The following is a 23,801-nucleotide window of genomic DNA, read 5'->3' on the forward strand; positions in this document are numbered from 1 at the left end:
GCGGCGGGGGCGAATTTCCTCCGTCCAGCGCGCGACAATGCCGCTGTTGCGGACGCGCGCAGGACTGCGGCTTATACGCCGTTCTTCCTTAGAGCGCCGACGGTCGCCGGCGCGTAGATGCTTGGGGATGGAACCGAACCGCGGGGCAGGGTATTGAATCGGACTATGTAACCGAGTTCCGCATGTCGCCTGTAGATGGCACCCTAAGCATCAGCAAAAGGCGCACACGGCGCAGAGACTCAGAATCTATCCCTGCATATCCGCTGCCGGGGTTTCGGTCGTTCCAGCTCTGCACATTGACAGACCAAATACCGGTGGGCGGGGATTGGCTTTTCGAGATGAAGTTCGACGGCTATCGTGCCCAAGTCGCCATCTCCGGCTCGGACGTCGTCGTCTATACCCGCAATGGCCACGACTGGACCCGACAGTTCAAGGTCATCCTGCCGCCGCTTCAGAGACTGACAAAGGGCGCGGTGCTGATCGACGGTGAGATCGTCGCCATCGACAGCCAGGGCCGCACGAACTTCTCCATGCTGAAAACCGGCATTGCCGCGGGTCTGCCGCTCAAATTCTACGCCTTCGACCTGCTTGAATTGGATGGCCAAGATCTGTCGAACCAGCCGCTCCTCGCGCGCAAGGAGCGGCTGGAGTCCCTGCTGGGCACTCGCCTGCCAGACGACTGCCTGCAATTCTCCAGCCACATCGTCGACCAGGGCAAAAGGGTGTTCGACGCCATGTGCGAGGGCGGCCACGAAGGTATCATCGCCAAACGCGCCGACAGCTCCTACGTAGGCGATCGCACCAGGAGTTGGCTCAAGATCAAGTGCACGAAGCGACAGGAATTCGTTGTCGGCGGCTATCGCCCGAGTGACACAGGACATGGCATGGCCTCGCTTATCCTCGGCACTTACGACAATGGCAAACTCATCTATCGCGGCCGTGTCGGCACGGGGTTCACCGCGGCGATGCGCAAGGACATCGTGGCGAAGCTCGAGAAACGCCGTATTGAGAAACCGCCTTTTGTTTCTGTTCCGAGAGACATTGCCCGCCGTGCCCGATGGGTGAAGCCCGAGCTTGTCGCCGAAGTCACCTATGCCGAAGTGACACCGGACGGCAGCTTGCGGCATCCAAGCTTTGAGGGCATGCGCGAAGACAAGCCAGCCGACCAGGTGGTGATCGAGATGCCGAAGACGCCGGCAACCCTTGGCTCCGCCAATCTCGATCCGCGATTGGGCAAGGAGATCGCCGTTGCTGTCGGCGTCAAGCTGACGCATCCGGACAAGGTCATGTATCCCGGGACCAAGGTGACCAAGGCCACGCTTGCCGCTTACTACGCCGTCGTCGCCGAGAAGATGCTGCCGCACATCCGGGATCGGCCGCTGTCGCTGGTGCGCGATACCGACGGCGACCTGCAACAGACCTTTTTTCAGAAACACAGACTGCCAGGCATGCCCAAGGCCATTCATGACGGCCACTTGGCGAAGATGTCCGGTAAGGAAAGCCGCATCTTGTGGGTCAGCGACCTGGCGGGGCTGATCGCAGGCGTCCAGATGAACGTGCTCGAATTCCACATTTGGGGAAGCCTGCGCCAGCAGCCGGATCTGCCGCATCGTATGATCTTCGACATCGATCCCGACGAGGGCCTGGGCTTCACCGCCGTCAAGCAGGCAGCCTTCGACATTCGGGGCATTCTGGAAGCGCTTGGACTGCAGTCGTGGCCGTTGCTGTCCGGCGGCAAGGGCGTTCATGTGGTCGTGCCGCTCGTCCCGGAGGCAGACTGGGACGAGGTCAAGAGCTTCTGCCAAGACTTCGCCGAACTGCTGGCCCGTACAGATCCGTCGCGCTTCGTCGCCAACATGAGCAAGGCGAAGCGCAAGGGCCGAATGTTTCTCGATTACCTGCGCAACGGCCAGGGCTCCACTGCAATCTGTCCCTGGTCCACTCGGGCACGCGCGGGGGCGGGGTGCGCGGTGCCCGTCAGCTGGGAGGAGTTGCCCTCCTGCGAAAGCGCCAACGGTTTCGATGTTTTCGCCGCCGCCGCGCGGGCTCAGCTGCCGGAAGCCTGGGAAGGTTATTTCGAAGTCGAACAAACGCTTACCGAGCGCATCCGCCACGTAGTCCGGTAGGAATAAGCATTTGGCGCGGACAGCCTTTGCCCAAATTCGAGAGCGTCCCCTTCTGCGGGAGGCCCCCGCAACGCCTTCTAGAGTGAGAGTACGGACCGGTTTGCCGTGACGGGTTGAGAGCTGGAGGAGAGGCTTCCGGCGCCCGTCGCGGAGAACCGCGATGTCCAGACAATACGCTCGCGCCGGCGCCGACCGGTCAAGCCTCTATGGCGATATCACCAACAAGATCCTCGCCGAACTGGAAGCAGGGCGCTTTCCCTGGGTGCAGCCCTGGGGCACGGCGGCGGCGCAAGCGCCCATTGCTATGCCGGCCAATGCCGCGACCGGCCGCGCCTATTCCGGAATCAATGTGCTGATCCTGTGGGGGGCGGTCATCGAGCATGGCTTTCCCGTCCAGAGCTGGCTGACTTTCCGTCAGGCGCTATCGCTGGGCGGCCATGTCCGCAAGGGCGAACACGGCACCACCGTCGTCTATGCTGACCGCTTCGTCCCTGAAGACCAAAAGAGCCGTGCGCGGGAAACCGGCGAAGCAGCCCAAGCCATACCGTTCCTGAAGCGCTTCATCGTGTTCAACGTAGCACAATGTGAAAATCTCCCCGACGATTTGGCCGTGGCTCCGCCTGCACCAGAGCCTGGACTGATCGAGCCGGTCGTCGACGCGCTGATCAAGGCGACCGGGATCGATTTCCGCATCGGTGGCGATCGCGCCTATTATGATCCGGCGCATGACTATGTTCGGGTGCCGCCGCCGCAGGCCTACTTCCAGACCATCGACTGGCATCGCACCGCCCTGCACGAGCTTGGCCATGCGACCGGCCATGCCTCCCGCGTCGGCCGTGACCTCGGCGGCGCCTTCGGTACCAGGAAATATGCTTTCGAGGAACTGGTCGCGGAGATGAACGCAGCCTTCTGCTGCGCCTCGCTTGGCATCGTGCCGACCGTACGCCACGCCGACTACCTGGCCTCCTGGCTTGAGGTTCTGCGCGAAGACAACCGCGCGATCGTGCGTGCCGCGTCGCGGGCCAGCAAGGCGGCCGACTGGCTGCTCTCGTTCCTGCCGCAACCTGACGGCGCATTCAGGGCAGGCCAAGGCGAGGTCGATGAAACCGAGATCAAGTGGAGGGCGGCATGATCCTCCTCATTGATGCAAAGTCGTGCCTGCTGCCCTGTGCCCCTCCGTTATCTTCGGTGTGGGGCGCAGTCCTCAGAGTGAGAGGGCTGCGCCTTTCTTTGTGACGGGTTTGGAGGTCGAGAGAGTCTCGGCCGCCCGTCGCGGAGATAATCAAGATGGCTACCGTCAAGCAGAAGATCACCCTCAATGCCTCGCGTGACATCCCTTTCAACAAGCTGACGCTGAGCCAGTCCAATGTCCGGCGCATCAAGCGCGGGGAAACGATAGAGGACCTCGCCGCCTCGATCGCACGGCGCGGCCTGCTGCAGAGCCTCAACGTCCGGCCGGTGTTGGATGACGAGGGTAAGGAGACGGGCATGTTTGAGGTGCCCGCTGGCGGACGCCGCTATCGCGCGCTGGAACTGCTGATCAAGCAGAAGCGCATGGTCAAGACCGAGCCCGTGCCCTGCGTCGTGACCAACGCCGATAGTGAGGTCCCGATCGAGGAGGATTCCCTAGCCGAGAATTTTCAGCGCGAAGATTTACATCCGCTCGATATGTTTCGCGCCTTCCGGACTCTGCACGACCATGGCGCCAGCCATGAGGAGATCGCGGCACGCTTCTTCGTTTCCGCAACGTTCGTGCAGCAACGCCTGCGGCTCGCGAAAGTCTCGCCCAAGCTGCACGATATTTACGAGCAGGACGGCATGAAGCTCGATCAGCTCATGGCCTTTACCGTGGCCGACGATCACGCCCGTCAGGAACAGGTCTGGGAGGCGCTCGAAAATTCGTGGTCGAAGGAGCCGCATCAAATCCGGCGCATGCTGACCGAAACCACGGTTCGGGCAAGCGATCGTCGAGCGCTGTTCGTCGGTGTCGAGGCCTATGTCGCAGCCGGGGGGATAGTGCTGCGTGACCTGTTCGAGGCCGACAATGGCGGCTGGCTGCAGGACCCTGTGCTGCTCGACCGCCTGGTTCGCGACAAGCTGAAATCGATCGCAGATGAGATCGCCGCCGAAGGGTGGAAGTGGATCGTGGTCGATATCGATCTGCCCTATGGCCACAATCACGGCCTGAGGGCGCTCGCTGGCACTCCCGCCGATCTGACCGACCCGGAGCGGGGACAACGTGAAGCGTTGCGCAAGGAATACGATCGGCTGGAAGCCGAGTATGGCGAAGCCGACGAACTCCCCGATGTGGTCGATCAGCGCTTCGGCGAGATCGAGTCCGCGCTCGAGGCCTTCGAGAGCCGGCCGATGAACTACGATGCGGCCGAGATCGCTCGCGCCGGCGTGTTCATCAACATCGATCGTAATGGCGATCTCGTCGTCGATCGGGGCTATGTGCGCCCTGAGGACGAGACACGTGAGACGGTCGAAGGCGACTCCGCCGAGCCCTGCGATGTGACCGGGAGCGAGGATGGCAGCGACGATCTTTCCGTTCGCCGCGCAACCATCACCATCGGCGCGCAGGCCTCCGAGCCCGAGGAGAATGAGGGCGACACCATCAAGTCGCTGCCCGAGCGCCTGGTGATCGAACTCACCGCCCAACGCACCTTGGCGCTGCGCAATGCCGTAGCCGAGAACCAGCATGTGGCCATCACGGCGCTATTGCGCTGGCGGAAGGCATCCTGTTCACCACCTATGCCACGCTGCGCTCCGACGCTCGCGGCGAGAAGGTTTCGCGGGTCAAACAAATCGTCGAATGGTTGGGTCCGAATTTCGACGGGGTCATCATTTTCGACGAGGCGCACGCCATGCAAAACGCCGGTGGCGGCAAGGGCGAACGCGGCGACGTCGCTCCCTCCCAGCAAGGCCGTGCCGGCCTGAGGCTACAGCACGCCCTGCCGAATGCCCGCATCGTCTATGTGTCGGCGACTGGCGCCACCACAGTGCACAATCTCGCCTATGCGCAGCGGCTCGGCCTCTGGGGCGGCGAGCATTTTCCATTCTCAAGCCGCGCCGAGTTCGTCGAGGCGATCGAGGCCGGCGGCGTGGCGGCGATGGAAGTGCTGGCACGCGACCTCAGGGCACTCGGCCTCTATACGGCCCGCTCGCTCTCTTTCAACGGCGTCGAATACGAACTGATCGAGCATGAGCTGACGCCGGAACAGATCCGCATCTATGATGCTTATGCCGGCGCCTTCGGCATCATCCATAACAATCTCGATGCGGCGATGCAGGCGGCCAACATCACTGGCAGCACCGGCACGCTCAATGCCCAGGCCAAGTCGGCCGCGCGCAGCGCCTTTGAAAGCGCCAAGCAGCGCTTCTTCGGTCATCTGTTGACCAGCATGAAGACGCCGACCCTGATCCGGTCCATCACCCGGGATCTGGAGGAGGGCCATGCGGCCGTTGTCCAGATCGTCTCGACGGGAGAGGCGCTCATGGAACGGCGGCTGGCCGAGCTGCCTACCGAGGAATGGAACGATGTTCGCGTCGACATCACGCCGCGCGAATACGTCCTCGACTATCTCGCCCATTCCTTCCCGGTGCAGCTCTACGAGCCCTTCACCGACTCCGAAGGCTGTCTATCGTCGCGCCCGGTCTACCGCGAAGGCCGGCCCGTCGAGAGCCGGGAGGCGGTCGCCCGGCGCGACGAGCTGATCGCCAAACTCGCCAGCTTGACGCCTGTCCCCGGCGCGCTCGACCAGATCATCCAGCATTTCGGGGTGGACATCGTGGCCGAGGTCACCGGTCGCTTGCGCCGCATTGTCCGCAAGGGCGAGCGCCTTGTCGTTGAAAACCGTACCGGGTCAGCCAACCTCGCCGAGACGCAGGCCTTCATGGATGACCAGAAGCGCGTTCTGGTTTTTTCGGACGCGGGCGGAACGGGGAGGAGCTACCACGCCGACCTGTCGGCCCGCAACACGCGGCTGCGTGTGCATTATCTGCTCGAAGCCGGCTGGAAGGCCGACACCGCCATTCAGGGCCTGGGACGCACGCGTCGCACCAATCAAGCGCATCCGCCGCTCTTCCGGCCGATCTCGACCAATGTAAAAGCGGAAAAGCGCTTCCTCTCGACGATCGCGCGGAGGCTCGATACGCTGGGCGCAATCACGCGCGGCCAGCGCCAGACCGGCGGCCAGGGCTTGTTCCGGCCAGAGGACAATCTGGAAAGCCACTATGCCCGCGATGCGCTACGGCAACTTTATCTGCTGATCGTACGCTGCAAGGTCGAGGGCTGCTCGCTAGAGCGTTTCGAGGCGGCAACCGGCCTTAAGCTTACGGATGCCAATGGCATCAAGGACGAGTTGCCGCCGATCACCACCTTCCTCAATCGCCTGCTCGCACTGACCATCGCACTGCAGGGCGTGCTGTTCGGTGCCTTCGAGCAACTGCTGGCGGCGCGCATCGAGGGCGCGATCGCGTCAGGCACCTACGATGCCGGGCTGGAGACGCTGCAGGCCGAAAACTTCGTCGTCACCGATCGGCAGGTGATCTACACCCATCCGCGCACCGGCGCCGAAAGCCGCCTGCTCACGATCACCCAACGCAAGCGCAATCGGCCCGTCACGCTCGATGCGGCGATCGATCATCTCCGCGATCCGCGTGCCGTACTGCTCATCAACGAACAATCGGGCCGCGCCGCCGTGCAGATCCCGACCACCAGCGTCATGCTCGACGATGGCGAGGTCGAGCGACGTGTCCGCCTGATCCGGCCGATGGAAGGCCAGAACATGCCGCTCAAGGCCATGGGCGAAACACGCTGGATCGAGGCCGATCGCGAGGCGTTCACAACTGCCTGGACGGCCGAACTCGCCGGGGTGCCGGAGTTTTCGGACTCGGTCTTGCACATGGTCACCGGCTTGCTGCTGCCGATCTGGAAGCGTCTGCCCAACGAGTCGACCCGGGTTTATCGACTTCAGACCGACGAGGGCGAGCGCATCATCGGCCGCCGCGTCTCGCCGGCATGGGCCGCCAACGCCTCTGCGCCGAACGTAGTTGCGCTATCGCCGGAGCAGGCTTTTGCGGCTCTGATGGACGGCCGGAGCATCCTCGATCTTGCCGAGGATCTCCAGCTTCGCCGCAGCCGCGTCATGGGCGCATGGCGCATCGAATTGTCTGGGTTCACCGACACGATGCCCGAGCGCCTCACCGCCTACGGTCTCTTCCACGAGATCATTTCGTGGAAGCTCAGGATGTTCGTGCCGATCGACGCTGGCGGACTCGCCGTGCTGGAGCGCGTGCTCGACCGCTTCCCAATCGATCAGGTCAGTGAGCGGGAGGCTGCATGATTGCGCTTCACGCTGCATCCGACCTCGCACACCGCCTCGGCGAACATGCCGAGGCGGTGTGCCGCCACTACCTCTCCAATGGCCGTCGCCAGGGCAACTATTGGACCGTCGGCGACGTCCGCAATGCGCCGGGCCGCTCGATGTTCGTGCGTCTGCAGCCATCCCCGAAGGGACCGCCAGGCAAATGGACCGACGCCGCCACCGGCGAGCATGGAGATCTGCTCGATGTCATCCGCGAATCCCTCGGACTGGTCAATTTCCGGGACGTCGCCGACGAGGCGCGCGTGTTTCTCGCTATGCCAGATGCCATGCAACCCCGACCGGCCGAGCCGATCGCGCAGGTCCCTATTGGATCTCCGGAAGCGGCTCGCCGACTGGTCGCCATGTCGAAGCCCATTATCGGCACCCTCGTGGAAACATATTTGCGTGGACGCGGCATTACGACTTTGCACGGAACCGCGGCCTTGCAGTTCCATCCACACTGCTACTACCGGCCAGACGATCCTGGACCGACCAAGACCGTGCCGGCGATGATCGCCGCTGTCACCGACCTCGATGGACATCTGACCGGCGCGCACCGCACCTGGCTCGCACCGGACGGCGCCGGCAAGGCACTCGTCGACACGCCGCGTCGGGCAATGGGTGACCTTCTCGGTCACGCCGTCCGCTTCGGCGTACCCGGCAGCGTCATGGCGGCAGGCGAAGGCATCGAGACGACGCTCTCGCTCAGATGCGCCTTGCCCGACATGGCGATGGCTGCGGCACTCTCGGCAGCCCATCTTGCCGCCATGTTGTTCCCACCGAACCTGCGGCGGCTCTATGTCATCCTCGACAACGATCCGGCCGGTGACGGTGCCAGACACAGCTTGCTTGAGCGCGCGACGGACGCAGGAATCGAGGCTATCGTGCTGTCGCCGGAGACGGAGGATTTCAACGAAGACCTCCGCCATTTCGGACTTGCCGCCTTGCGGGCCTCGATTGCGGACCAGCTCATGCGCAAAGATCGCATTTGCTATCTGACACGGGCAGCATGAGCCGGGAGGGAAGCGCGCGGCGCATGGTGCCGATGCGCCGCAGGATGCGTGGCCCGCCGGCAGGAGAACCGCGGCCAGGCCTTTAAGAGGGCGATCGGGCCCACAGTCGTGCCGGTCAGGCAATGGCGGCGGCCGACTATTTTCCGGCGGCGCACGACAATCGCGAATGGCAGCGATTGGGCGCGACGCCTTTCCATCGCGAAGCAAAATAGCCGGACGCCGCCATCCTCCGCTACGCTCCGGCCCTCCGCTTCGCTGCGGGTGTCGGACCGTCCCGCCCGTGGGCTCTCGCCGCCATGAAGGCCGCGAGGGTCGCGGTCACCCGACGGGAGCATCCGATGAGCGAGCACGACGACAGCGAACCGCACCACGCCGCTTCTCCGACCGATCATATCCTCACCGAACTCCAGCTTTATGGCTGGCGCCCCTATGCGGACGAGCCAGATCCGCGACCGCTCCCCGGCGGCGACCACGTGGCCGGCGCGGTGGCCGACATCTTTGACGCCCTCATCGCCACCTTGGCTGACACGCGCCTCGAATCCGACCTCGATGATCTGCTCTGGTCCGTCACCAATGTCTTCCACCGCGCTGTACAACGGATCGAGCGGCAACTGGACGACAACGAGCAGGCCCAGCGCCGCCTGCAGCGCGAACAGGACGGCACCGAGATCAAGGCGGTTGAACTCGAGACACTCACCGCCCAGGGTCAGACCATGATCGAACGGCGCGACGCCTTCGAGCTCATGCGCGACCAGGCCGCCGACCACTACGATCAGCAAACCGGCTCGGCCTGGCGACCGCGCACGGGGTCGATGGTCAACCACCACCATCTCACAGCCGCAATGATCGATAGCCGCGACTTCCTCGCGGCAAGGCGGCGCGCGGAAACCGAAATCATGTTACCCGCCGGCCCCAAGATCGCCTTCTCCGGCGGCGATAGCGCCGATCACCAGTTGATCTGGGCAAAGCTCGACCAAATCCGCGCCAAGCACCCCGACATGGTGCTGATGCACGGCGGATCACCGAAAGGCGCCGAAAAGATCGCCGCCCGCTGGGCCGATCATCGCAAGGTGCCGCAGGTCGCCTTCAAGCCCGACTGGAGCAAGCATGCCAAGGCCGCTCCCTTCAAGCGCAACGACCAGATGTTGGCGGTCATGCCGATCGGCGTCATCATCTTTCGGGGCACCGGCATTCAGGAGAACCTCGCCGACAAGGCCCGCAAACTCGGCATTCCGGTCTATCGGCTGGTCAACGGCGGCGCGTAAGCGCCGCCGGAACCTAAGCCCCCGATACATAGCCGGGAGACACGGCATTTTTCAATCTATGTCGTCGTATCCTTTCCCGAAAGCTTCACACTGGACGTCGCGCTTGCCGACACCTTCTTGCGCAATGCCGCCGCTCACCTCGATGGCACTGACTGGGCGGCGGATCGAGGCAGGAACAATGCGGCCCTTCACGCCATCGCCATCGCCATTGAATTGCTCCTGAAGTCGTATCTTCTCAGAGTCGCGACCGATGATTGCTGGAACCGCGCCATATCGGGCACGATCTCGACAAGGCGGCTCGCTACGCCGAGAGAGCTGGATTGCGCCTGCCACCGCAACTGCACAGCGTCATCGCCCGGCTTCATCCTCATTTTCAGCGTGGCGGCTTCCACCAGGATCCATCGCGATCATGGGCGTCCGGTTTCTCGCTCGACGCCCGCCACATCGCGCGGCAGCTCGCTCAGGCTCTCCTGGAGCAAGAGCGTTGCCTCAACAATGCCCGCTGCTCCTGACTTGAAGATGACCGCACCCCGCGATCCATTGCGCTGATCCTTGGTCCAGCCGATGGCCTGAGGCCATCAACCCGCAAGGGGTCGGACTACGCGAAGCGTGCCGCCGCTCCGGCTTCGCCTTCGCGGTGATTGCGGCCACCGGCCGAACACATCGGGCGCCTGTCAGCGGGGGAGGGTCCTCCGCTTCAAACAGGAGCCGGATCGATGTCCTTCGCAGACGCACATGCCTTCGCCTTCAGCCTCGCCGCCACTCTCATGGTCACTATCGTCATCTTTCGTGCTGGCGACGGCACCCTCTCGGTGGTGCCGGCGAACGAGTATGACGGCGACGACACCGCCGTTATCGGCGAAATCGACCCGTTCGCCCCATGACGGGGGCAGACATCGCGCCTGCCGATGCAAGAAGACGGTAGCGGGTCAGTTTGAAAGTCAGCCCCGATCACGATACGTGCATTGCATACGCGCCGTCTGGAAATTGGCGGAAGCATATGCCCTCTTCAAGCCATGACCGATAAGCACCCCAAGCAAAGCGAAGGAAGCTCAGAAGCCGACGGTGCGCGGCTCCTATAAGAAGCGCGTGTTCGCATGACAAAGCCGACCGCTGAAGGGTTGCCCACCGTCTATTGATGTTGGTATCAAGACAGACCTATGAACCAGGGTCTTTACTATGGACGAATACGATAACCAGAAGGGCGCGAAGCCGGAGGATGTGCGCGCCGCCTTAAAAGGCTGGGCGTTTTTTGCGGCTGCAACGCTTGCAATCTTCGGCGTGGCCTACGCCCTGATTGAGATGTAGCAGCAATGAAACATTTCTGAGGGTTCATGATTAGGGCCACATGGCCCGCTTCTTCTTCGATCTAATCGACAACGGAACCTCATACCCGGACACGGAAGGCACGGACCTTCCAAGCCTAGCTTCTGCCGAAGATGAGGCAGCAAGGGCGTTGCTCGAAATCGCCAAGGACCAGATGCCGGACGGCACGTTTCGCGAAGTCGCAATCCGAGTTCATGACGGTACAAGCGCGCCGCTGTTTGTGGTAAAGGTGACGTTCGAGCTAATCCGCAATGGACCGTCCCCTGATGGACGAGTGGGAACTTGATCACCTTGCCGCAGAACATGCGCGCCTCTACCAGATACGAGCGGCGGCAGGTGTGGAAGACTTGCACGCCACCATCGCAGAGACCCGCCGCATAATCGCGGAGTCCCGCAAGCTGCTAGATCGGCTTACCGACAAGAGCGCTACCCAGCCCTAATTTCAAATTGACCCACTACCAAGAAGACCGGCGGGTTTCACCCGCGCTTTTCCTTTGCTATGCTGTGCACTGCGCCAGGTGGTGGTGGAAGGCGCAATCGCCAGAGTCGTTCTCTCGGAGACACCACCATGATCATCCTCGGCATTCTCCTTTGCGTCGCGGCCATCGGCATCTTGTGCTGGTTGCTCTTCACGTCTGCCGTCGTCGCCCTCCCTTTGTTCGTCGGCATCAACGCAGGTGCATGGGCATTCAACACCGGTGCCGGCTGGCTTGGCGCGATCCTTGTCGGCATCCTCGCAGCCGGGTTGACGCTCGGCATCGGCCAAATCCTCCTCGGCGTTGTCAGGCCTATGTGGGTGAGGCTGGCGATCGCGATGGTCTTCGTCGCTCCCGCGATCGTTGCCGGCTACCATGCCAGCCATGGCATTGCGAAGCACATGATGCCTTCGGAAATCTGGCAGATCGTCTTTTCCGTCATTGGCGGGGTCGCCGTCGGCGTCACGGCATATCTGCGGCTCGCGGGCATGGCCGCCGCCGACCAATCCGGTAGGGACATGGTTGAAGCTTAAACCCGCGCGAGCGAGGCGGGTGGACCAGACCGACGAAGCCTTAGCCTCCTCATCGTCGGTGCTTGGAGCAATCGGGCTGCATGCGAAGGATAGAGCAAACGACCTCGACGGCGCGGCCTTGTTTGTGAGCGTGGACATTCTGTCGACGCCGCAGGGCAGACCGGCCATGCGGTGGCAGGACGGTAGGCGACCCGTCGCCGCGTCGTTGGAGATGCGCGTGATGCCTGGATGTCTAGGCGATGCCGGTCCAGCCCGCAGCGATCTGCTGGCGGCGCGTTGGACGCCACTGTCTCCTTTGCCAAACTGTTCCAAGAGCGCTCCAAACGGCCTCTTCAATGGGCTGATCTGGCCGAAGGACGGCTGAAGCCTCGACCGCCTAAGCCGCAACGACGCGTCCCGACTTTCTTCCCCTGCCGGCTCCCACCCCACGCGGCAAGCGCATGGGGACCCCGAGCGCCGCCATTCCTCGCGAAACAAGAAAGTCGTTCCGGCGCCGTCCTCCGCGTTGCTCCGGTCGCAAGCGATGCGTCGTCGCTCGCCTCCGGCCAAGCGATCGCCATCGAGGCCGCATGGTGCGGGCTCGAAACAGAAAAGGAGACTTTACAATGGCTACCATCGGCACCTTCAAGAAGTCCGCATCGAACGAGTTCACCGGTGAAATCGTCTGAAGCTCCGTCAACTGAAGGTCTTCCGAGAAGTGTTGCGGGCTGGTTCTACAAGGCGAGCGGCGGCAGCGCTCGGGATTAGCCAGCCGGCCGTCAGTCAACATGTGAAGCAACTCGAGACCACGCTCGGCATCACACTCTTCAAGAGATCAGCCAACCGCATCGTCCCCTTGCAGGAAGCATGGGAACTTCTGCGAAACGTAGAACTTGCCCTGACGTCGCTGGATCGGCTGGAAGCGTCGATCTTCGCGATGAAGAACGACGAAAAGCAGCGGATTGCGATTGCCGCGCCTTCTGTTTTCGGTTTCGTGACCTTGCCCAAGGTCGTGGCGATCATCCACTCAAAGACCGCCTCGAATGTCCGGTCACTTTCGGGAAGCTACGAGCAGATCGGCGAGCACATCCTGGCAGGGCGTGCCGAACTCGGAATCTCGAGGCTGCCCCTGGATCCAAGTCTCTTTGAGTGGGCGCCGCTTGGGTCGGCACGAAACGTATGCATCTTCCATCCCGACCACCGCTTTTCAAAACAGGCCTGTATCGAGGCTCACGACCTGGCAGGCGAAACGATCGTCGATATCGATCCGCAGTTCGCCGCACACCAAATGAACTTCAATGCCTTGCGCTTCGCCGGCGTTGAGCCAGACATACTGGTGGAATTCGATTGCAACGGTCACGAAGCCGGATACGTTTCGGCTGGCCTCGGCATTTCGATAACCAACGAGATCATCGCGCGTGAGTACGCGGCGTTTAACCTCGAAGCAAAACCGGTGGAACCGTCCGCGCTCTATCACTACGTTGCGATTTGGCAGAAGGGCAGGACCTTTTCTAACGCATTGAACGTCTCGCTCGAAGCGATAATCGCTGCGTTTGCACAGACGCCGTCTGCGGGAGGGTGATGCTCCCTTGAGGAGCGTTGTCCTTGATGGCCGCTGCCCTTGAATAAGGGGCAGGGTTCATTTTGTCGAACAGTGATCAACCCGCGCCTGCTGCAACAGAACGCGGGCCGTTCGAGCCAAATAACCTCGATGTCAGGTCGTCTTGATGCCGATCTTGCGGCGCTTCGCTGGCGCCGCTTCAGGCTCAGGCGCTACGGCCTTCCGTCCCAGACCGATCGCCTTCGCCATCGTCGATCGCGCCGCGGAATAATTCGGCGCAACCATCGGATAGTCGGCGGGCAGGCCCCATTTCGCCCGGTACGCATCCGGCGACAGATCGTAGTGAGTGCCAAGGTGCCGTTTGAGCGACTTGAACTTCTTGCCGTCTTCCAGGCAGATGATGAAATCGGGCGTCACCGATTTCTTGATCGGGACAGCGGGTGTAGTCTTCTCTTCCGCTTTGGGCGGGGGCGGTCCCTGCAGCTTGCTGATCGCTTCATAGGTATCGGCAATTACGCGCGCGAGTTCGGTGACGGGAACCGGGTTGTTGCTGACATAGGCGGAAACGATGTCAGCGGTCATCTCCAGCAATTCCGCGTCGGACTCGATAAGATCTTCAGGCATTTGGCCAACCCTTCATTTGCTCTTCCAGTAGCCGTAGCCCCGATCTACGTCAGCAGCCTCGCTACAGCAAAGCGCACCGGGTGCACAAGACAAGAAGAAGGTGCAAGTGCAATTGGGCAGGAGGGCGGATACAGTTTTTGAGCGAGCCTTGTTATGCTGCCGGCTGCATGGCTGCCCTCAGCAGCATGCCAAACAGATCGCGCGGTTCATCCGGATCGGCGAGCAGATCGAGCTCCTCGTAGAGGCCGGTCGCCTGCAACTGGTCGCGCACATAGCGCAGGGCCGAAAAATCCTCGATCGCGAAGCCGACTGAATCGAACAGCGTGATCTGCTTGGCGTCTCGGCGCCCTTGTGCCTTGGCGGTGATCACTTGCCAGAGCTCGGTCACCGGATGGTTGGGATCAAGCTGTTGGATCTCGCCCTCGATGCGTGTCTGTGACGGAAACTCGACGAAAATGTCGGAGCGCAGCAGGATGTCCCTGTGCAGTTCGGTCTTGCCGGGGCAATCGCCGCCGACGGCGTTGATGTGGACGCCGGAGCCGACCATGTTGTCGGTGAGAATGGTTGCGCACTGCTTATCGGCGGTAACGGTCGTGATGATCCCGGCACCTTCAACCGCTTCCTGCCCGGTTTCGCAGATAGTGATGTCGAACCCCATGCCAGCCAGGTTCTTCGCGCATTTCCGCGAGGCTGACCGGTCGATGTCGTAGAGCCTCAGCCGGTCGATGCCGGTCAGAGCCTTGAAGGCGATCGCCTGGAATTCCGATTGGGCGCCGTTGCCGATGATGGCCATGGTGCGCGCGCCGCTCGGCGCCAGATACTTGGCCGCGACAGCTGACGTGGCGGCGGTACGCAGTGCCGTCAGGATGGTCATCTCGGTGAGCAGCATTGGGTAACCGCTGCCGACATCGGCGAGCACGCCGAAGGCGGTGACCGTCTGCAAACCCTGGCGCATGTTCTTGGGATGGCCATTGACATATTTGAAGCCGTAGAGGCGACCATCGCTTGTCGGCATCAGCTCGATGACGCCGTCATGGCTATGCGAGGCGATGCGAGGCGTCTTGTCGAAAAGTTCCCAGCGACGGAAGTCTTCCTCGATATAGCCAGCGAGCTCGGTCAGGAAGCGCTCGACGCCGATGGCGATCACCAGCTTCATCATTCGGTCGACGCTGACGAAGGGGACGATGTTCAGCTTTGCCGTGGTCATGATCAAAAGCTCCCGGAATGGCTGCGGGTCGGACGGTCCATGATGCGGCGGCCCATCAGGCTCGCCGTCAGGTCGACCATCAGCGTCGCGGTTCGGCCACGCTCGTCCAGAAAAGGGTTCAACTCGACCAGGTCGAGGCTGGAGACGAGGCCGCTGTCGGACAGCATCTCCATCACCAGATGCGCCTCGCGGAACGTCGCGCCGCCGGGAACCGTGGTGCCGACCGCGGGCGCGATCGACGGGTCGAGGAAGTCGACGTCGAGACTGACATGCAGCAGCCCGTCCTCCGCCGATACACGCGCCAGGAAGGCGCGCAGCAGCGGCGCTATGCCATGTTCGTCGATCGCGCGCATGTCGTGCACGGTCACGCCCGCCTGGTTGAGCGCGCTGCGCTCGGCCGGGTCGACACTGCGCAGGCCCATGGTGCAGACGCGCTTGGGATCGACCGCTGCCGGCAGATCCGGAAAATAGCCACCGAAACCCGGCTGGCCACTGGCGTAGGCGAGTGGAACACCATGCAGATTGCCGCTGGCGGTGGTGTCGAGCGTGTGGAAGTCCGGATGCGCGTCGAGCCAGAGCACAAACAGCGGGCGGCTGGCTTCTGCGGCTCGGCGGGCGAGGCCCGATAAGGTCCCGGCCGAGATCGAATGGTCGCCGCCGAGAAAGATCGGCATGGCGTCCTCGCTCGCCGCGTATGCGGCCGCGGCAATGGCGGACGTCCAGGCCGATATCTCAGGCAGGGCCTTCAGCGCCAGGTTGCCGTGCGAAATGCGTCTCGCTGGAATTGCTTGGATGGCGCCCATATCCTCGACAGCGTGGCCGAGGCCGGACAGCACCTCAGAAAGCCCGGCCGTCCTCAGGGCACTCGGCCCCATTTCGCATCCCATTCTGCCAGCGCCGTCCTGCACCGGCGCCCCGACGATTTTGCAACGCATTGTTTTTCCCATGGCCCAAGTTCGAATGACCGCGAGAAGATCATGGCGAGCCGGCGATATGAACAGGCAGAATTGGCAATTCGAGAAGCATTGTCTATCGTAATGGCAGCAAAACTGATCAAAGTGGTAACTCCGATGGATGCACTGGACGAACGGCTAGTGACCTTGCTGCGGCATGATGCGCGCCGCAGCGTGTCGGATCTCGCCATCGATCTAGGTGTCTCGCGCGCCACGGTCAGGGCACGTATGGAGCGGCTCGAACGGTCCGGCGATATCATCGGCTACACGGTGGTGCTGCGCGCCGACGCCGTCGATCAGCGCATCCGCGGTATCATGCTGATTGAGATCGAGGGCCATGCCGCCGACCGCGTGGTCCGGGCGCTGGGCGGCTTCCCGGAAGTCTCGACAATCCATACCACCAATGGCCGCTGGGATCTGGTGGTCGAGCTTGGGACCGCATCACTGACTGATTTTGATGCGGTGCTGCGCCGCATCCGACTCATAGCCGGCATAACGGGCAGCGAAACCAGTCTGCTCCTGGCCACGCCGCGGACTACCCGAGCACGATTGACCTAGTTCTGAAATAAGCAGAGGGTCGACGGCTAAGCCGCCTTACCATCTCAGGGTCAGCGCAAAAGCGAAAATCACCAAGGCAACTAAAATAGTGATTGCTGGAGCTCGCCACGGGGAAACGTGAAGGAAGCTTTGAGTTCTCGTGAAAACTGGTTGGCGAGGGGGACGCCTGCGAGAAGGGTTCATTGAAAATTGGTCCGCATTGAGTGATTCTTAGTCGTTCGCTATTTAGGGTCTGAGTACCTCGATCGTAAATTTCATGGCGGCCGGGATCTGGTGTGAACCGCTATTCGCAGTCGTTCCTGGACGTCTCGCTAATCGCGGCGACGCGCCTCACGTCAGTCGTTCCATCTGATATTGTCGCACTCCACACCGGCATCGGGTCCGAACTGAGTGGGTCACGTCCCATGTTAACCTGCTAACAATAGGCGAGCTTGTAGAGTGTCCCGGCCAGCACCTTGATGCCGTCGACGATGTCATCGATCGAGGAGAACTCCTCAGGTGTATGGCTCCTGCCGTCCTTGCTCCTGACGAATATCATCCCGGCCCGGGCGATCCTCGACATCTGCTGTGTATCGTGGCTGCCGCCACTGGAGAGTGCGCCCAGCCTGACGCCCTGCTCCTCCGCCGTCGCCTTGATTGCCGCAACGATTTCGGGGTGACAGATCAGGGGCTCTTGGTTCTCAACCACCGTGATCTTCACTTTGAGGCCACGGCGATCCGCGACCTCCCGGATCAGATTTTCGTGCAGGGTATAAAGCCGCCGCACAGCATCTGGATCAGGATGCCGGGCATCGATCATGAAAGTGACTTTCGCAGGTATGATGGAAGGCAGGTTGGGTTCGACGCTGACTTGCCCCACGGTTGTCACCGCCGGCCTTCCCCAACGTTCCGCCGTCGAGATGAGACCGCCGGCGATTTCCGCAAACCCCGCCATCGGATCGCGGCGCGCATCCATCGGAAAGGCGCCGGCATGATTTGCCTCTCCGGTCAGTTCCACACGATAGTGGCGCAGTCCGTTGATCGCCGTGACGAGGGCGACTCCAAGACCAGCAGCTTCGAGCACGGGGCCTTGCTCGATGTGCAGCTCGATGAACGTGTCGATATCATCGCGCTCCACCTTGCCGAGGTCGGCGGGATCAAGCCCGACAGCCTTCATGGCTTGGCCAATCGAAACACCGTCGCCGTCTACCAGCTCGTCAAGTTCGCGCGGCTCGATGCAGCCGGTTATGGCGCGCGAGCCCCAAAGGCTTGCCGCAGGGAAACGGCTTCCCTCTTCCTCGCAAAGTGCTAGTACTTCCAATGTCCGGCGCGGCTTACCAAACTGCTTTGCAAGCGCGTCAACCGCAACCAGCGCTGCGATCGCGCCCAAGGCACCGTCATAGCGGCCCCCGGGCGTCTGGCTGTCGATATGCGATCCGGACACGATCGAAGGCCCGGGCTCTTCACCGTCAAGCCTTCCCCAGACATTGCCGACCGCGTCGCTATGCACAGCCAAACCCGTTTCTCTGCACCATTCAGCGAACTGGTCGGCTGCCGCGACCCATTCCGGCGAATACACGGTGCGCCAGACGCCGGTTCCGCTGTGTGCTCCGAACCTGCCGAGGTCGAAGATCAGCCGTTCGACATGTTCAGGGTCGACATTGATCGGTTGTGCCACGTCGTTCTCCCTTGCCGTCCACCCAGCCTGCACGGCGGTATGGGGCTCGTCGTTTCTCTTTTCAGAAAGGTCAGTTGCCACATCTCATAACCAATCACGAGCCGCCCGTCTTATGAATGCTTTCTGGTATCGACACAGATCGGAAAACAGCATGACGATTGAATTCATTGCCGGGCCTAATGTGGAAGGGCTTGCAATTTCGGAAGCGGTCCGCGCCGGCGATTTCGTATTCTTGTCGGGCCTTGCCGGCTTCGGGCCCGACGGTGAAATCGTCACCGGCGGGGTAGCAGCCGAGACTGATCGCATTATGCTGGAGGTGAAAGACATCCTGCAGCGGGCGAGTCTGCGCCTTTCGGACATCGTTAAGGTCAACGTCTATTTACGCGAGTCAAAGGACGCGAACGAGTTCAACACCGCCTACGCAAAATACTTCCCGGACTCTAAACCGGCGCGAATCGGCACCGTCGCCGAACTGCTCTACGGCGGTCTGGTCGAACTGGAAGTCGTCGCCTACGGTGCGAAGCCGGAGGGCCGCGATGAACAGTGACGGTCAATTGAACAACCGCCTTTCGCGCAGATATTCGTCGATGCCTTCCAGACCGCTTTCCAGATGATGCGGGTCGACGCCGAAGCCAACGCGGATATGACCCTCGATACCGAACCAACTGCCGGCGCAAACGAACACGCCCTTGGCACGGCGCAATTCTTCCACGAAAGTCTCTGACGGGATGTTCATCTCGTAGCGAAGGAACGCCATGCCGCTTGCTTGCGGAACGACCCAGGACCATCCATCGCGCCCTTCGAGCCACCCCGCTACCCGCTGACGCCCGGCGATAAGGATTTGGCGGCCGCGCGAGAGCAACTTGCTCCGCACGGGCTCGCCGAGCGCTCTCTCGGCAACGAACTGCGAGACCACGCCAGTGCCGATACTCGTGTAGTCCTGAAACCGATGGCCTTCCGCTACCAGGGTTTGCGGACCGATCATCCAACCCATCCGCAGTCCAGGGCAACCGAAGGATTTCGCCAGTCCTCCCGTCACGATGACCCGTTTGCCCATCCCAAAAATGGTTGGCGCATCGGTGGAATCGATCTCCGAGCCGCGATAGATTTCGTCGACATGCAACCAGATACCCGTGCGATCGCTCAGCTCCGCGAGCGCCCGCCGGGACGATCGGGTGAGCGTTGTACCGGTCGGATTGTTGGGGTCGCAGAGCGTGATCAGCTTGGTGCGCGGGCCAATTGCCGCTTCCAGCGCCGTGATATCGGGCTGCCAGCCATCGCTCGGTCGCAACGCAATCTGCGTGACGTCGATCCCCAGGCTGTGAGCAAGGCCGGCGATCTGCATGAAGTTTGGCACGACAACGATGATGTGGTCGCCGCGCTCGGCGAGCGCCATCAAAGTCAACAGGTTCGCTTCCGACGAGCCGTGAGCGACCAGCACGTTTTCCGAAGCCGCACCCGGGTACCAATCGGCGATCGACTGGCGCAGCGATGGATTGCCATCCGTGTATCCGTAGCCCAGAGGGAGTGCGGCAAGCTCCGCTAATTCGGCTGCAGACAGGATTTCCGAGATAGCTGCGGGGTGAACGCCGCTCTCCGTCAGATTGATGGCGACATCGTTCTCATAAAGCGTCTGGCTTCGTTCAAGGACGAAAGTGGGAATCTGCATACGGCACTCCTCAAGTTGTTCGTGCGACCACCGCTTTGGCAATCATGATGTCCTGCACGGCCACACCGGTCAGATCGGCCACCGTGATGTCTTCGGGCGACCGCCGTCCCGCCTTTCCAGAAATGACATTTCCGAGCTCGACGACATCCTCTCGTCTCAAGACACCGGCCGCTATCGCGGCGTGAATCTCTCCACGTACCAGGCACTGCGGTATACTGTCGGCGACAACCAGGGCGGCCGACTTCAGGATCATCGGATCGATTTCGTTCTTTTCGGGTGTGTCCGAGCCCATCGCAGTGATGTGTGTGCCGGGCCTAATGGAGCCCGCGAACAGATAGGGCTGGTGGGCCGCGGTCGTCGTGACGATCAGCTGCGACGAAGAGGCAACCTCTTCTGGGCTTGCTGCCACTCGAGCGCTGTAGCCCATCCGCGCGATATCGCGCACGGCTTCAGTCGCCCGCTCGACATCACGCGCCCACAAAACGAGGTCACGGCATTGCGTCACCCGGCGTAAATAGTCGGCCTGCAGGCGCGCCTGCACGCCGGCGCCACAAATGCCAATCGTCTCCAACCGCGCAGGTGCCAGGTGACGCGCAACGACGGCGCCTGCAGCGGCGGTCCTGTGATTGGTGAGTTCCCCTTCTTCGAGAAGGATGCAAAGAACCTGACCCGTCTTCGCGGACAGCACCAGCATGCAACCGGAGAACGGCGGCAGACCTAATTTCGGATTGTTGAAGAACCCCGTTGCGAGCTTGACGACGAACACGTCGTCGCCGCGCACGGCGCCATATTTGATGTGAAGCTCACCGCTTTCGTCCGGGAAAAGGAGTTCGCCTACTGGCGGGACCTCGACCTTTCCCTCGGACAGGGCAACGAAGCCACGCTCGATTTCGGCGACGACATCGATGTCCGGCAGCGCTTTCAGGATTTGCTCAAGCGACACGATCTTCGTCAATTTCATCTCCCCGAGCAGAACCAATCAATTTGATAGCGCCGCACCGCCCTAGCATGGGACCTGACGACGCTTGGTTGCCTAGTTTGGAAACCTGGCTTTCGGAATTAGGTAACGCATACAACCCCGGCTGCACTAACCTTGGAACCGCAGAAAGGCCGGAGGGCATATGCGGCGCGAAGTAGTTTCGCAATGGATAGCCCGCCTCGGTTGCGACGAGAAAGATCGCCGGGTGGACCCAAGGGATGCCACATCGTCAACTTGCGGCAGATGCCCGCATAATCCAGGGGACAAAAAATGAAAAAGAAATTGCTTGGCTTGGTCGCGGTACTCGGAATTGTCCTGATGCCCGCTCTGGCCGTGGCGGGGGACGTTACGTTCGCCACCGAAGCCGCATATCCGCCCTTCAACTTTCGAGCCGCGGACGGCTCGATAGCGGGCTTTGAAATCGAACTAGGGAATGCTCTCTGCAAGAAGATGGACCGGAACTGCACCTTCGTAGCCCAGAATTGGGACGGCATGATCCCGGGTCTGCTGGTCAAAAAGTTCGATGGCATCTTTGCCTCGATGACCATCACCGAGGAGCGTAAAAAGCAGATCGACTTTACCGATCCATACTATCAAACAGCGGCTGCGTTCGTTGCGTCCGACGGAACCAAGATCGACTTCGCCGACAAGGCTCTGGGTGGACTGAAGATCGGCACCATTCCGGGTGTGGCGCAGTGCTATCTGGAGAAGACCTATCCGAATGCCAGCGTCCAGGTTTACCAGAACGCTGAAGACATGTTCCTCGACATTGCTGCCGGCCGACTGGACGCGGTTTTCTCAGATCGGATCCAGCTCGATTTCGGCTTGCTGAAGACCGAGCGCGGCAAGGGTTTTGCGTTCCAGGGTGACCCTGTCAGCGAACCCGGTTGCTTCGGTGCAGGCATTGGGATCGGCCTCCGAAAAGACGACACCGAGCTTCGTGAGGCGTTGAACAAGGCGATCAAGGAGGTTCGCGCCGATGGGACCTATAAGACGATCAACGACAAATATTTCAGCTACGACATCTTTGGCAAGTGAACACGTACGCTCTCGAGTGTAACTATAGACTGTAAAGGTGATTGTGGCTGAAACTGCCGACTACCTGCCGTTTGTGTTGAAGGGCGTCTACGTCACGATTGCGTTGAGCGTCTGCTCGCTCGTGGTGGCCACGGCACTGGGCCTGATCGGAGCTTGGGCAAAATCATCGAAATTCTCGGCCGCGCGCCGCGCGGCCGAGACCTACACTACCTTGGTCCGGGGCGTTCCGGACCTGGTCTTGATGCTGCTGCTCTACTATGGCGGCCAGGCGGTTGTTAACCGGATCGGTGACGCGACAGGGTTGTGGGACACGCTGCAGCTCGACCCGTTCACCGTGGCCGTTGCAGCAATCGGCGTCATCTTCGGGTCGTACATGACCGAGACGTTCCGCGGTGCGTATTTGTCGATACCGCGCGGTCAAAGCGAAGGTGGCAAGGCGCTCGGCATGAACGGGTGGATCCTCTTCAAGCTGGTCATTTGGCCCCAACTCATGCGCAACGCCATGCCGAGCTTCACCAACAACTGGCTGAGCCTGATGAAGACAACTGCCCTGGCGTCAGTGATGGGACTGGAGGACATCGTCAATAAGGCAAACGCGGCTGGACGCGCAACGCACCAGCCATTCACCTTCATCTTCATCGTTTTGATCATCTATCTCGGCCTGACGATCGCTTCCGACGTGGGACTGCGCTTTCTCGCCAGACGGCTTCGCGTGGCGGAGACCGTCTGACATGGAAACCGCGTGGTCGAAGCTCCAGGATTTTTCACCGATCGATCTCGGTGTTATCGCCGCCAACTGGCCTCTCTTTGCGAAGGGGTTCATCAACACCCTGTTGCTGGTCACACTACCGTTGCTACTCGCCGTCGTGATCGCCATTCCTCTCGCGGTGATCCGGGCGCAAAAACTTCGCGTCTTCAACAGGGTAGTGTTCTGCTACACCTATGTTTTCCGCGGTACGCCGCTGCTTGTGCAGCTCTATCTCCTCTATTACGGCGTCGCGCAGTTCGAGTTCGTACGCCATTCTTTTCTCTGGCCAGTCCTGCGCGGGGCATGGGGGTGCGCATTCCTCTCGATCACGCTTTGCTCCGCCGCATATCTCACGGAGATCCTGAGAGGTGCGATCGAAGGCGTCCCCAAAGGCGAAGTTGAAGCCGCCAAAGCTCTGGGTCTATCCGGCGTCCGGCTGTTCTGGCTGATCGTTTTCCCGTCCGCCTGGCGACGTTCGCTGCCACCTCTTTCCAACGAAGTCATCTTCACGCTGCATGGCAGCGTGGTGGCAAGCACCATCACCATCATCGACATCCTGGGCGCCGGCCGGATGCTCAACAACAAATATTATCTCGCTGCCGAAGGCCTGCTCACCGCCGCCTTCCTCTACCTTGCGCTCACCTTCCTGATCACAGCGGCATTCCGCCAGCTCGAGCGCAAATACCTGTCGCATCTGAAACCAACACGATCCTGAAGGGA

General features: G+C 61.6%; 22 protein-coding genes and 2 pseudogenes. 17 read left to right on the plus strand and 7 right to left on the minus strand.

Annotation, left to right across the window (positions count from 1 at the left end; all coding sequences use genetic code 11):
- The first annotated feature begins 182 nt into the window (after positions 1-182).
- From ligD to EN990_RS07800, 6 genes and pseudogenes are all read left to right on the plus strand, one after another.
- Positions 183-2,126: a DNA ligase D gene (gene ligD / locus EN990_RS07775; protein ID WP_127388278.1), complete on the plus strand. Its 1,944-nt coding sequence runs from the start codon at positions 183-185 to the stop codon at positions 2,124-2,126.
- A 160-nt stretch (positions 2,127-2,286) separates the two neighbouring features.
- Positions 2,287-3,258, plus strand: a complete 972-nt coding sequence (locus EN990_RS07780; protein ID WP_127368301.1) for a zincin-like metallopeptidase domain-containing protein — start codon at positions 2,287-2,289, stop codon at positions 3,256-3,258.
- 155 nt (positions 3,259-3,413) lie between these two features.
- Positions 3,414-4,850, plus strand: a pseudogene (locus tag EN990_RS07785) (ParB/RepB/Spo0J family partition protein); the annotation flags it as partial.
- 2 nt (positions 4,851-4,852) lie between these two features.
- A pseudogene (locus tag EN990_RS07790) lies at positions 4,853-7,474 on the plus strand (strawberry notch family protein); the annotation flags it as partial.
- The gene (locus tag EN990_RS07795; RefSeq protein ID WP_127368300.1) at positions 7,471-8,508 is read left to right on the plus strand and encodes a toprim domain-containing protein; all 1,038 of its coding nucleotides are present in this window, start codon (positions 7,471-7,473) and stop codon (positions 8,506-8,508) included. The pseudogene EN990_RS07790 and the gene EN990_RS07795, both read left to right, overlap by 4 nt.
- Positions 8,509-8,846: 338 nt before the next feature.
- The gene (locus EN990_RS07800; RefSeq protein WP_127365578.1) at positions 8,847-9,773 is read left to right on the plus strand and encodes a DUF2493 domain-containing protein; all 927 of its coding nucleotides are present in this window, start codon (positions 8,847-8,849) and stop codon (positions 9,771-9,773) included.
- Positions 9,774-9,961: 188 nt separating this feature from the next.
- On the opposite strand, the gene EN990_RS07805 is transcribed toward EN990_RS07800, so the two are convergent.
- Positions 9,962-10,165, minus strand: coding sequence for a hypothetical protein (locus EN990_RS07805; protein WP_127368299.1), 204 nt, complete (start codon positions 10,163-10,165; stop codon positions 9,962-9,964).
- A gap of 324 nt (positions 10,166-10,489) precedes the next feature.
- On the opposite strand from EN990_RS07805, the gene EN990_RS35450 reads away from it, so the two are divergent.
- From EN990_RS35450 to EN990_RS07825, 6 genes are all read left to right on the plus strand, one after another.
- Entirely contained in the window at positions 10,490-10,657 is a 168-nt protein-coding gene (locus EN990_RS35450; protein ID WP_164753788.1) for a hypothetical protein, read from the plus strand.
- Positions 10,658-10,952: 295 nt separating this feature from the next.
- A complete protein-coding gene (locus EN990_RS36615) occupies positions 10,953-11,081 on the plus strand; it encodes a hypothetical protein (RefSeq protein WP_275955654.1) in 129 nt (42 codons plus the stop codon).
- A 40-nt stretch (positions 11,082-11,121) separates the two neighbouring features.
- Entirely contained in the window at positions 11,122-11,385 is a 264-nt protein-coding gene (locus EN990_RS35455) for a hypothetical protein (RefSeq protein ID WP_164753786.1), read from the plus strand.
- Between the two features lie 282 nt (positions 11,386-11,667).
- Positions 11,668-12,108: a hypothetical protein gene (locus EN990_RS07815; protein WP_127365580.1), complete on the plus strand. Its 441-nt coding sequence runs from the start codon at positions 11,668-11,670 to the stop codon at positions 12,106-12,108.
- A gap of 19 nt (positions 12,109-12,127) precedes the next feature.
- Positions 12,128-12,472, plus strand: a complete 345-nt coding sequence (locus tag EN990_RS07820; protein ID WP_127365581.1) for a hypothetical protein — start codon at positions 12,128-12,130, stop codon at positions 12,470-12,472.
- A gap of 300 nt (positions 12,473-12,772) precedes the next feature.
- The gene (locus EN990_RS07825; RefSeq protein WP_127368298.1) at positions 12,773-13,669 is read left to right on the plus strand and encodes a LysR family transcriptional regulator; all 897 of its coding nucleotides are present in this window, start codon (positions 12,773-12,775) and stop codon (positions 13,667-13,669) included.
- Between the two features lie 132 nt (positions 13,670-13,801).
- Here the strand turns inward: EN990_RS07825 and EN990_RS07830 are convergent, their stop codons facing one another.
- From EN990_RS07830 to rocF, 3 genes are all read right to left on the minus strand, one after another.
- Positions 13,802-14,272: a MucR family transcriptional regulator gene (locus tag EN990_RS07830; RefSeq protein WP_127368297.1), complete on the minus strand. Its 471-nt coding sequence runs from the start codon at positions 14,270-14,272 to the stop codon at positions 13,802-13,804.
- Between the two features lie 151 nt (positions 14,273-14,423).
- Entirely contained in the window at positions 14,424-15,479 is a 1,056-nt protein-coding gene (locus EN990_RS07835) for an ornithine cyclodeaminase (protein WP_127368296.1), read from the minus strand.
- A 2-nt stretch (positions 15,480-15,481) separates the two neighbouring features.
- Entirely contained in the window at positions 15,482-16,414 is a 933-nt protein-coding gene (gene rocF, locus EN990_RS07840; protein ID WP_127368295.1) for an arginase, read from the minus strand.
- A 135-nt stretch (positions 16,415-16,549) separates the two neighbouring features.
- Between rocF and EN990_RS07845 the strand changes: the two genes are divergently transcribed.
- A complete protein-coding gene (locus EN990_RS07845; protein ID WP_038644816.1) occupies positions 16,550-16,990 on the plus strand; it encodes an Lrp/AsnC family transcriptional regulator in 441 nt (146 codons plus the stop codon).
- Between the two features lie 415 nt (positions 16,991-17,405).
- Here the strand turns inward: EN990_RS07845 and EN990_RS07850 are convergent, their stop codons facing one another.
- On the minus strand, positions 17,406-18,647 hold the full coding sequence (locus tag EN990_RS07850; RefSeq protein ID WP_127385225.1) for a Zn-dependent hydrolase: 1,242 nt from the start codon (positions 18,645-18,647) through the stop codon (positions 17,406-17,408).
- A 151-nt stretch (positions 18,648-18,798) separates the two neighbouring features.
- Here EN990_RS07850 and EN990_RS07855 point away from each other — a divergent pair, with 151 nt between their 5' ends.
- A complete protein-coding gene (locus EN990_RS07855; protein ID WP_164753785.1) occupies positions 18,799-19,194 on the plus strand; it encodes a RidA family protein in 396 nt (131 codons plus the stop codon).
- Positions 19,195-19,197: 3 nt separating this feature from the next.
- Here the strand turns inward: EN990_RS07855 and EN990_RS07860 are convergent, their stop codons facing one another.
- Entirely contained in the window at positions 19,198-20,358 is a 1,161-nt protein-coding gene (locus EN990_RS07860; protein ID WP_127369997.1) for an aminotransferase class I/II-fold pyridoxal phosphate-dependent enzyme, read from the minus strand.
- The gene (locus tag EN990_RS07865) at positions 20,327-21,271 is read right to left on the minus strand and encodes an ornithine cyclodeaminase family protein (RefSeq protein WP_127385224.1); all 945 of its coding nucleotides are present in this window, start codon (positions 21,269-21,271) and stop codon (positions 20,327-20,329) included. The genes EN990_RS07860 and EN990_RS07865 overlap by 32 nt, the downstream gene beginning before the upstream one ends.
- A 294-nt stretch (positions 21,272-21,565) precedes the next feature.
- Here EN990_RS07865 and EN990_RS07870 point away from each other — a divergent pair, with 294 nt between their 5' ends.
- Genes EN990_RS07870 through EN990_RS07880 form a run of 3 tightly spaced genes read left to right on the plus strand, consistent with a single transcriptional unit; the run spans position 21,566 to position 23,796 of the window.
- Positions 21,566-22,333 carry a transporter substrate-binding domain-containing protein gene (locus EN990_RS07870; protein WP_127369635.1) on the plus strand — a complete coding sequence of 256 codons (768 nt, stop codon included), beginning with the start codon at positions 21,566-21,568 and terminating at the stop codon, positions 22,331-22,333.
- A 43-nt stretch (positions 22,334-22,376) separates the two neighbouring features.
- Positions 22,377-23,063 carry an ABC transporter permease subunit gene (locus EN990_RS07875; protein WP_127369634.1) on the plus strand — a complete coding sequence of 229 codons (687 nt, stop codon included), beginning with the start codon at positions 22,377-22,379 and terminating at the stop codon, positions 23,061-23,063.
- Position 23,064: 1 nt separating this feature from the next.
- Positions 23,065-23,796, plus strand: coding sequence for an ABC transporter permease subunit (locus EN990_RS07880; RefSeq protein WP_127369633.1), 732 nt, complete (start codon positions 23,065-23,067; stop codon positions 23,794-23,796).
- Positions 23,797-23,801 lie beyond the last annotated feature (5 nt).

The sequence above is a fragment of the Mesorhizobium sp. M7A.F.Ca.US.005.03.1.1 genome (assembly GCF_003997975.1).
In the GTDB taxonomy this organism is placed as follows: domain Bacteria; phylum Pseudomonadota; class Alphaproteobacteria; order Rhizobiales; family Rhizobiaceae; genus Mesorhizobium; species Mesorhizobium ciceri.

Excerpts from the sequence above, each read along its gene's own strand:
- EN990_RS07870 (WP_127369635.1), top strand. The coding sequence starts at position 21,566 with ATGAAAAAGAAATTGCTTGGCTTGGTCGCGGTACTCGGAATTGTCCTG.
- EN990_RS07830 (WP_127368297.1), bottom strand. The coding sequence starts at position 14,272 with ATGCCTGAAGATCTTATCGAGTCCGACGCGGAATTGCTGGAGATGACC.
- EN990_RS07800 (WP_127365578.1), top strand. The coding sequence starts at position 8,847 with ATGAGCGAGCACGACGACAGCGAACCGCACCACGCCGCTTCTCCGACC.
- EN990_RS07780 (WP_127368301.1), top strand. The coding sequence starts at position 2,287 with ATGTCCAGACAATACGCTCGCGCCGGCGCCGACCGGTCAAGCCTCTAT.
- ligD (WP_127388278.1), top strand. The coding sequence starts at position 183 with ATGTCGCCTGTAGATGGCACCCTAAGCATCAGCAAAAGGCGCACACGG.
- EN990_RS35455 (WP_164753786.1), top strand. The coding sequence starts at position 11,122 with ATGGCCCGCTTCTTCTTCGATCTAATCGACAACGGAACCTCATACCCG.
- EN990_RS07835 (WP_127368296.1), bottom strand. The coding sequence starts at position 15,479 with ATGACCACGGCAAAGCTGAACATCGTCCCCTTCGTCAGCGTCGACCGA.
- EN990_RS07795 (WP_127368300.1), top strand. The coding sequence starts at position 7,471 with ATGATTGCGCTTCACGCTGCATCCGACCTCGCACACCGCCTCGGCGAA.
- rocF (WP_127368295.1), bottom strand. The coding sequence starts at position 16,414 with ATGCGTTGCAAAATCGTCGGGGCGCCGGTGCAGGACGGCGCTGGCAGA.
- EN990_RS36615 (WP_275955654.1), top strand. The coding sequence starts at position 10,953 with ATGGACGAATACGATAACCAGAAGGGCGCGAAGCCGGAGGATGTGCGC.
- EN990_RS07845 (WP_038644816.1), top strand. The coding sequence starts at position 16,550 with ATGGATGCACTGGACGAACGGCTAGTGACCTTGCTGCGGCATGATGCG.
- EN990_RS07855 (WP_164753785.1), top strand. The coding sequence starts at position 18,799 with ATGACGATTGAATTCATTGCCGGGCCTAATGTGGAAGGGCTTGCAATT.
- EN990_RS07815 (WP_127365580.1), top strand. The coding sequence starts at position 11,668 with ATGATCATCCTCGGCATTCTCCTTTGCGTCGCGGCCATCGGCATCTTG.
- EN990_RS07880 (WP_127369633.1), top strand. The coding sequence starts at position 23,065 with ATGGAAACCGCGTGGTCGAAGCTCCAGGATTTTTCACCGATCGATCTC.
- EN990_RS35450 (WP_164753788.1), top strand. The coding sequence starts at position 10,490 with ATGTCCTTCGCAGACGCACATGCCTTCGCCTTCAGCCTCGCCGCCACT.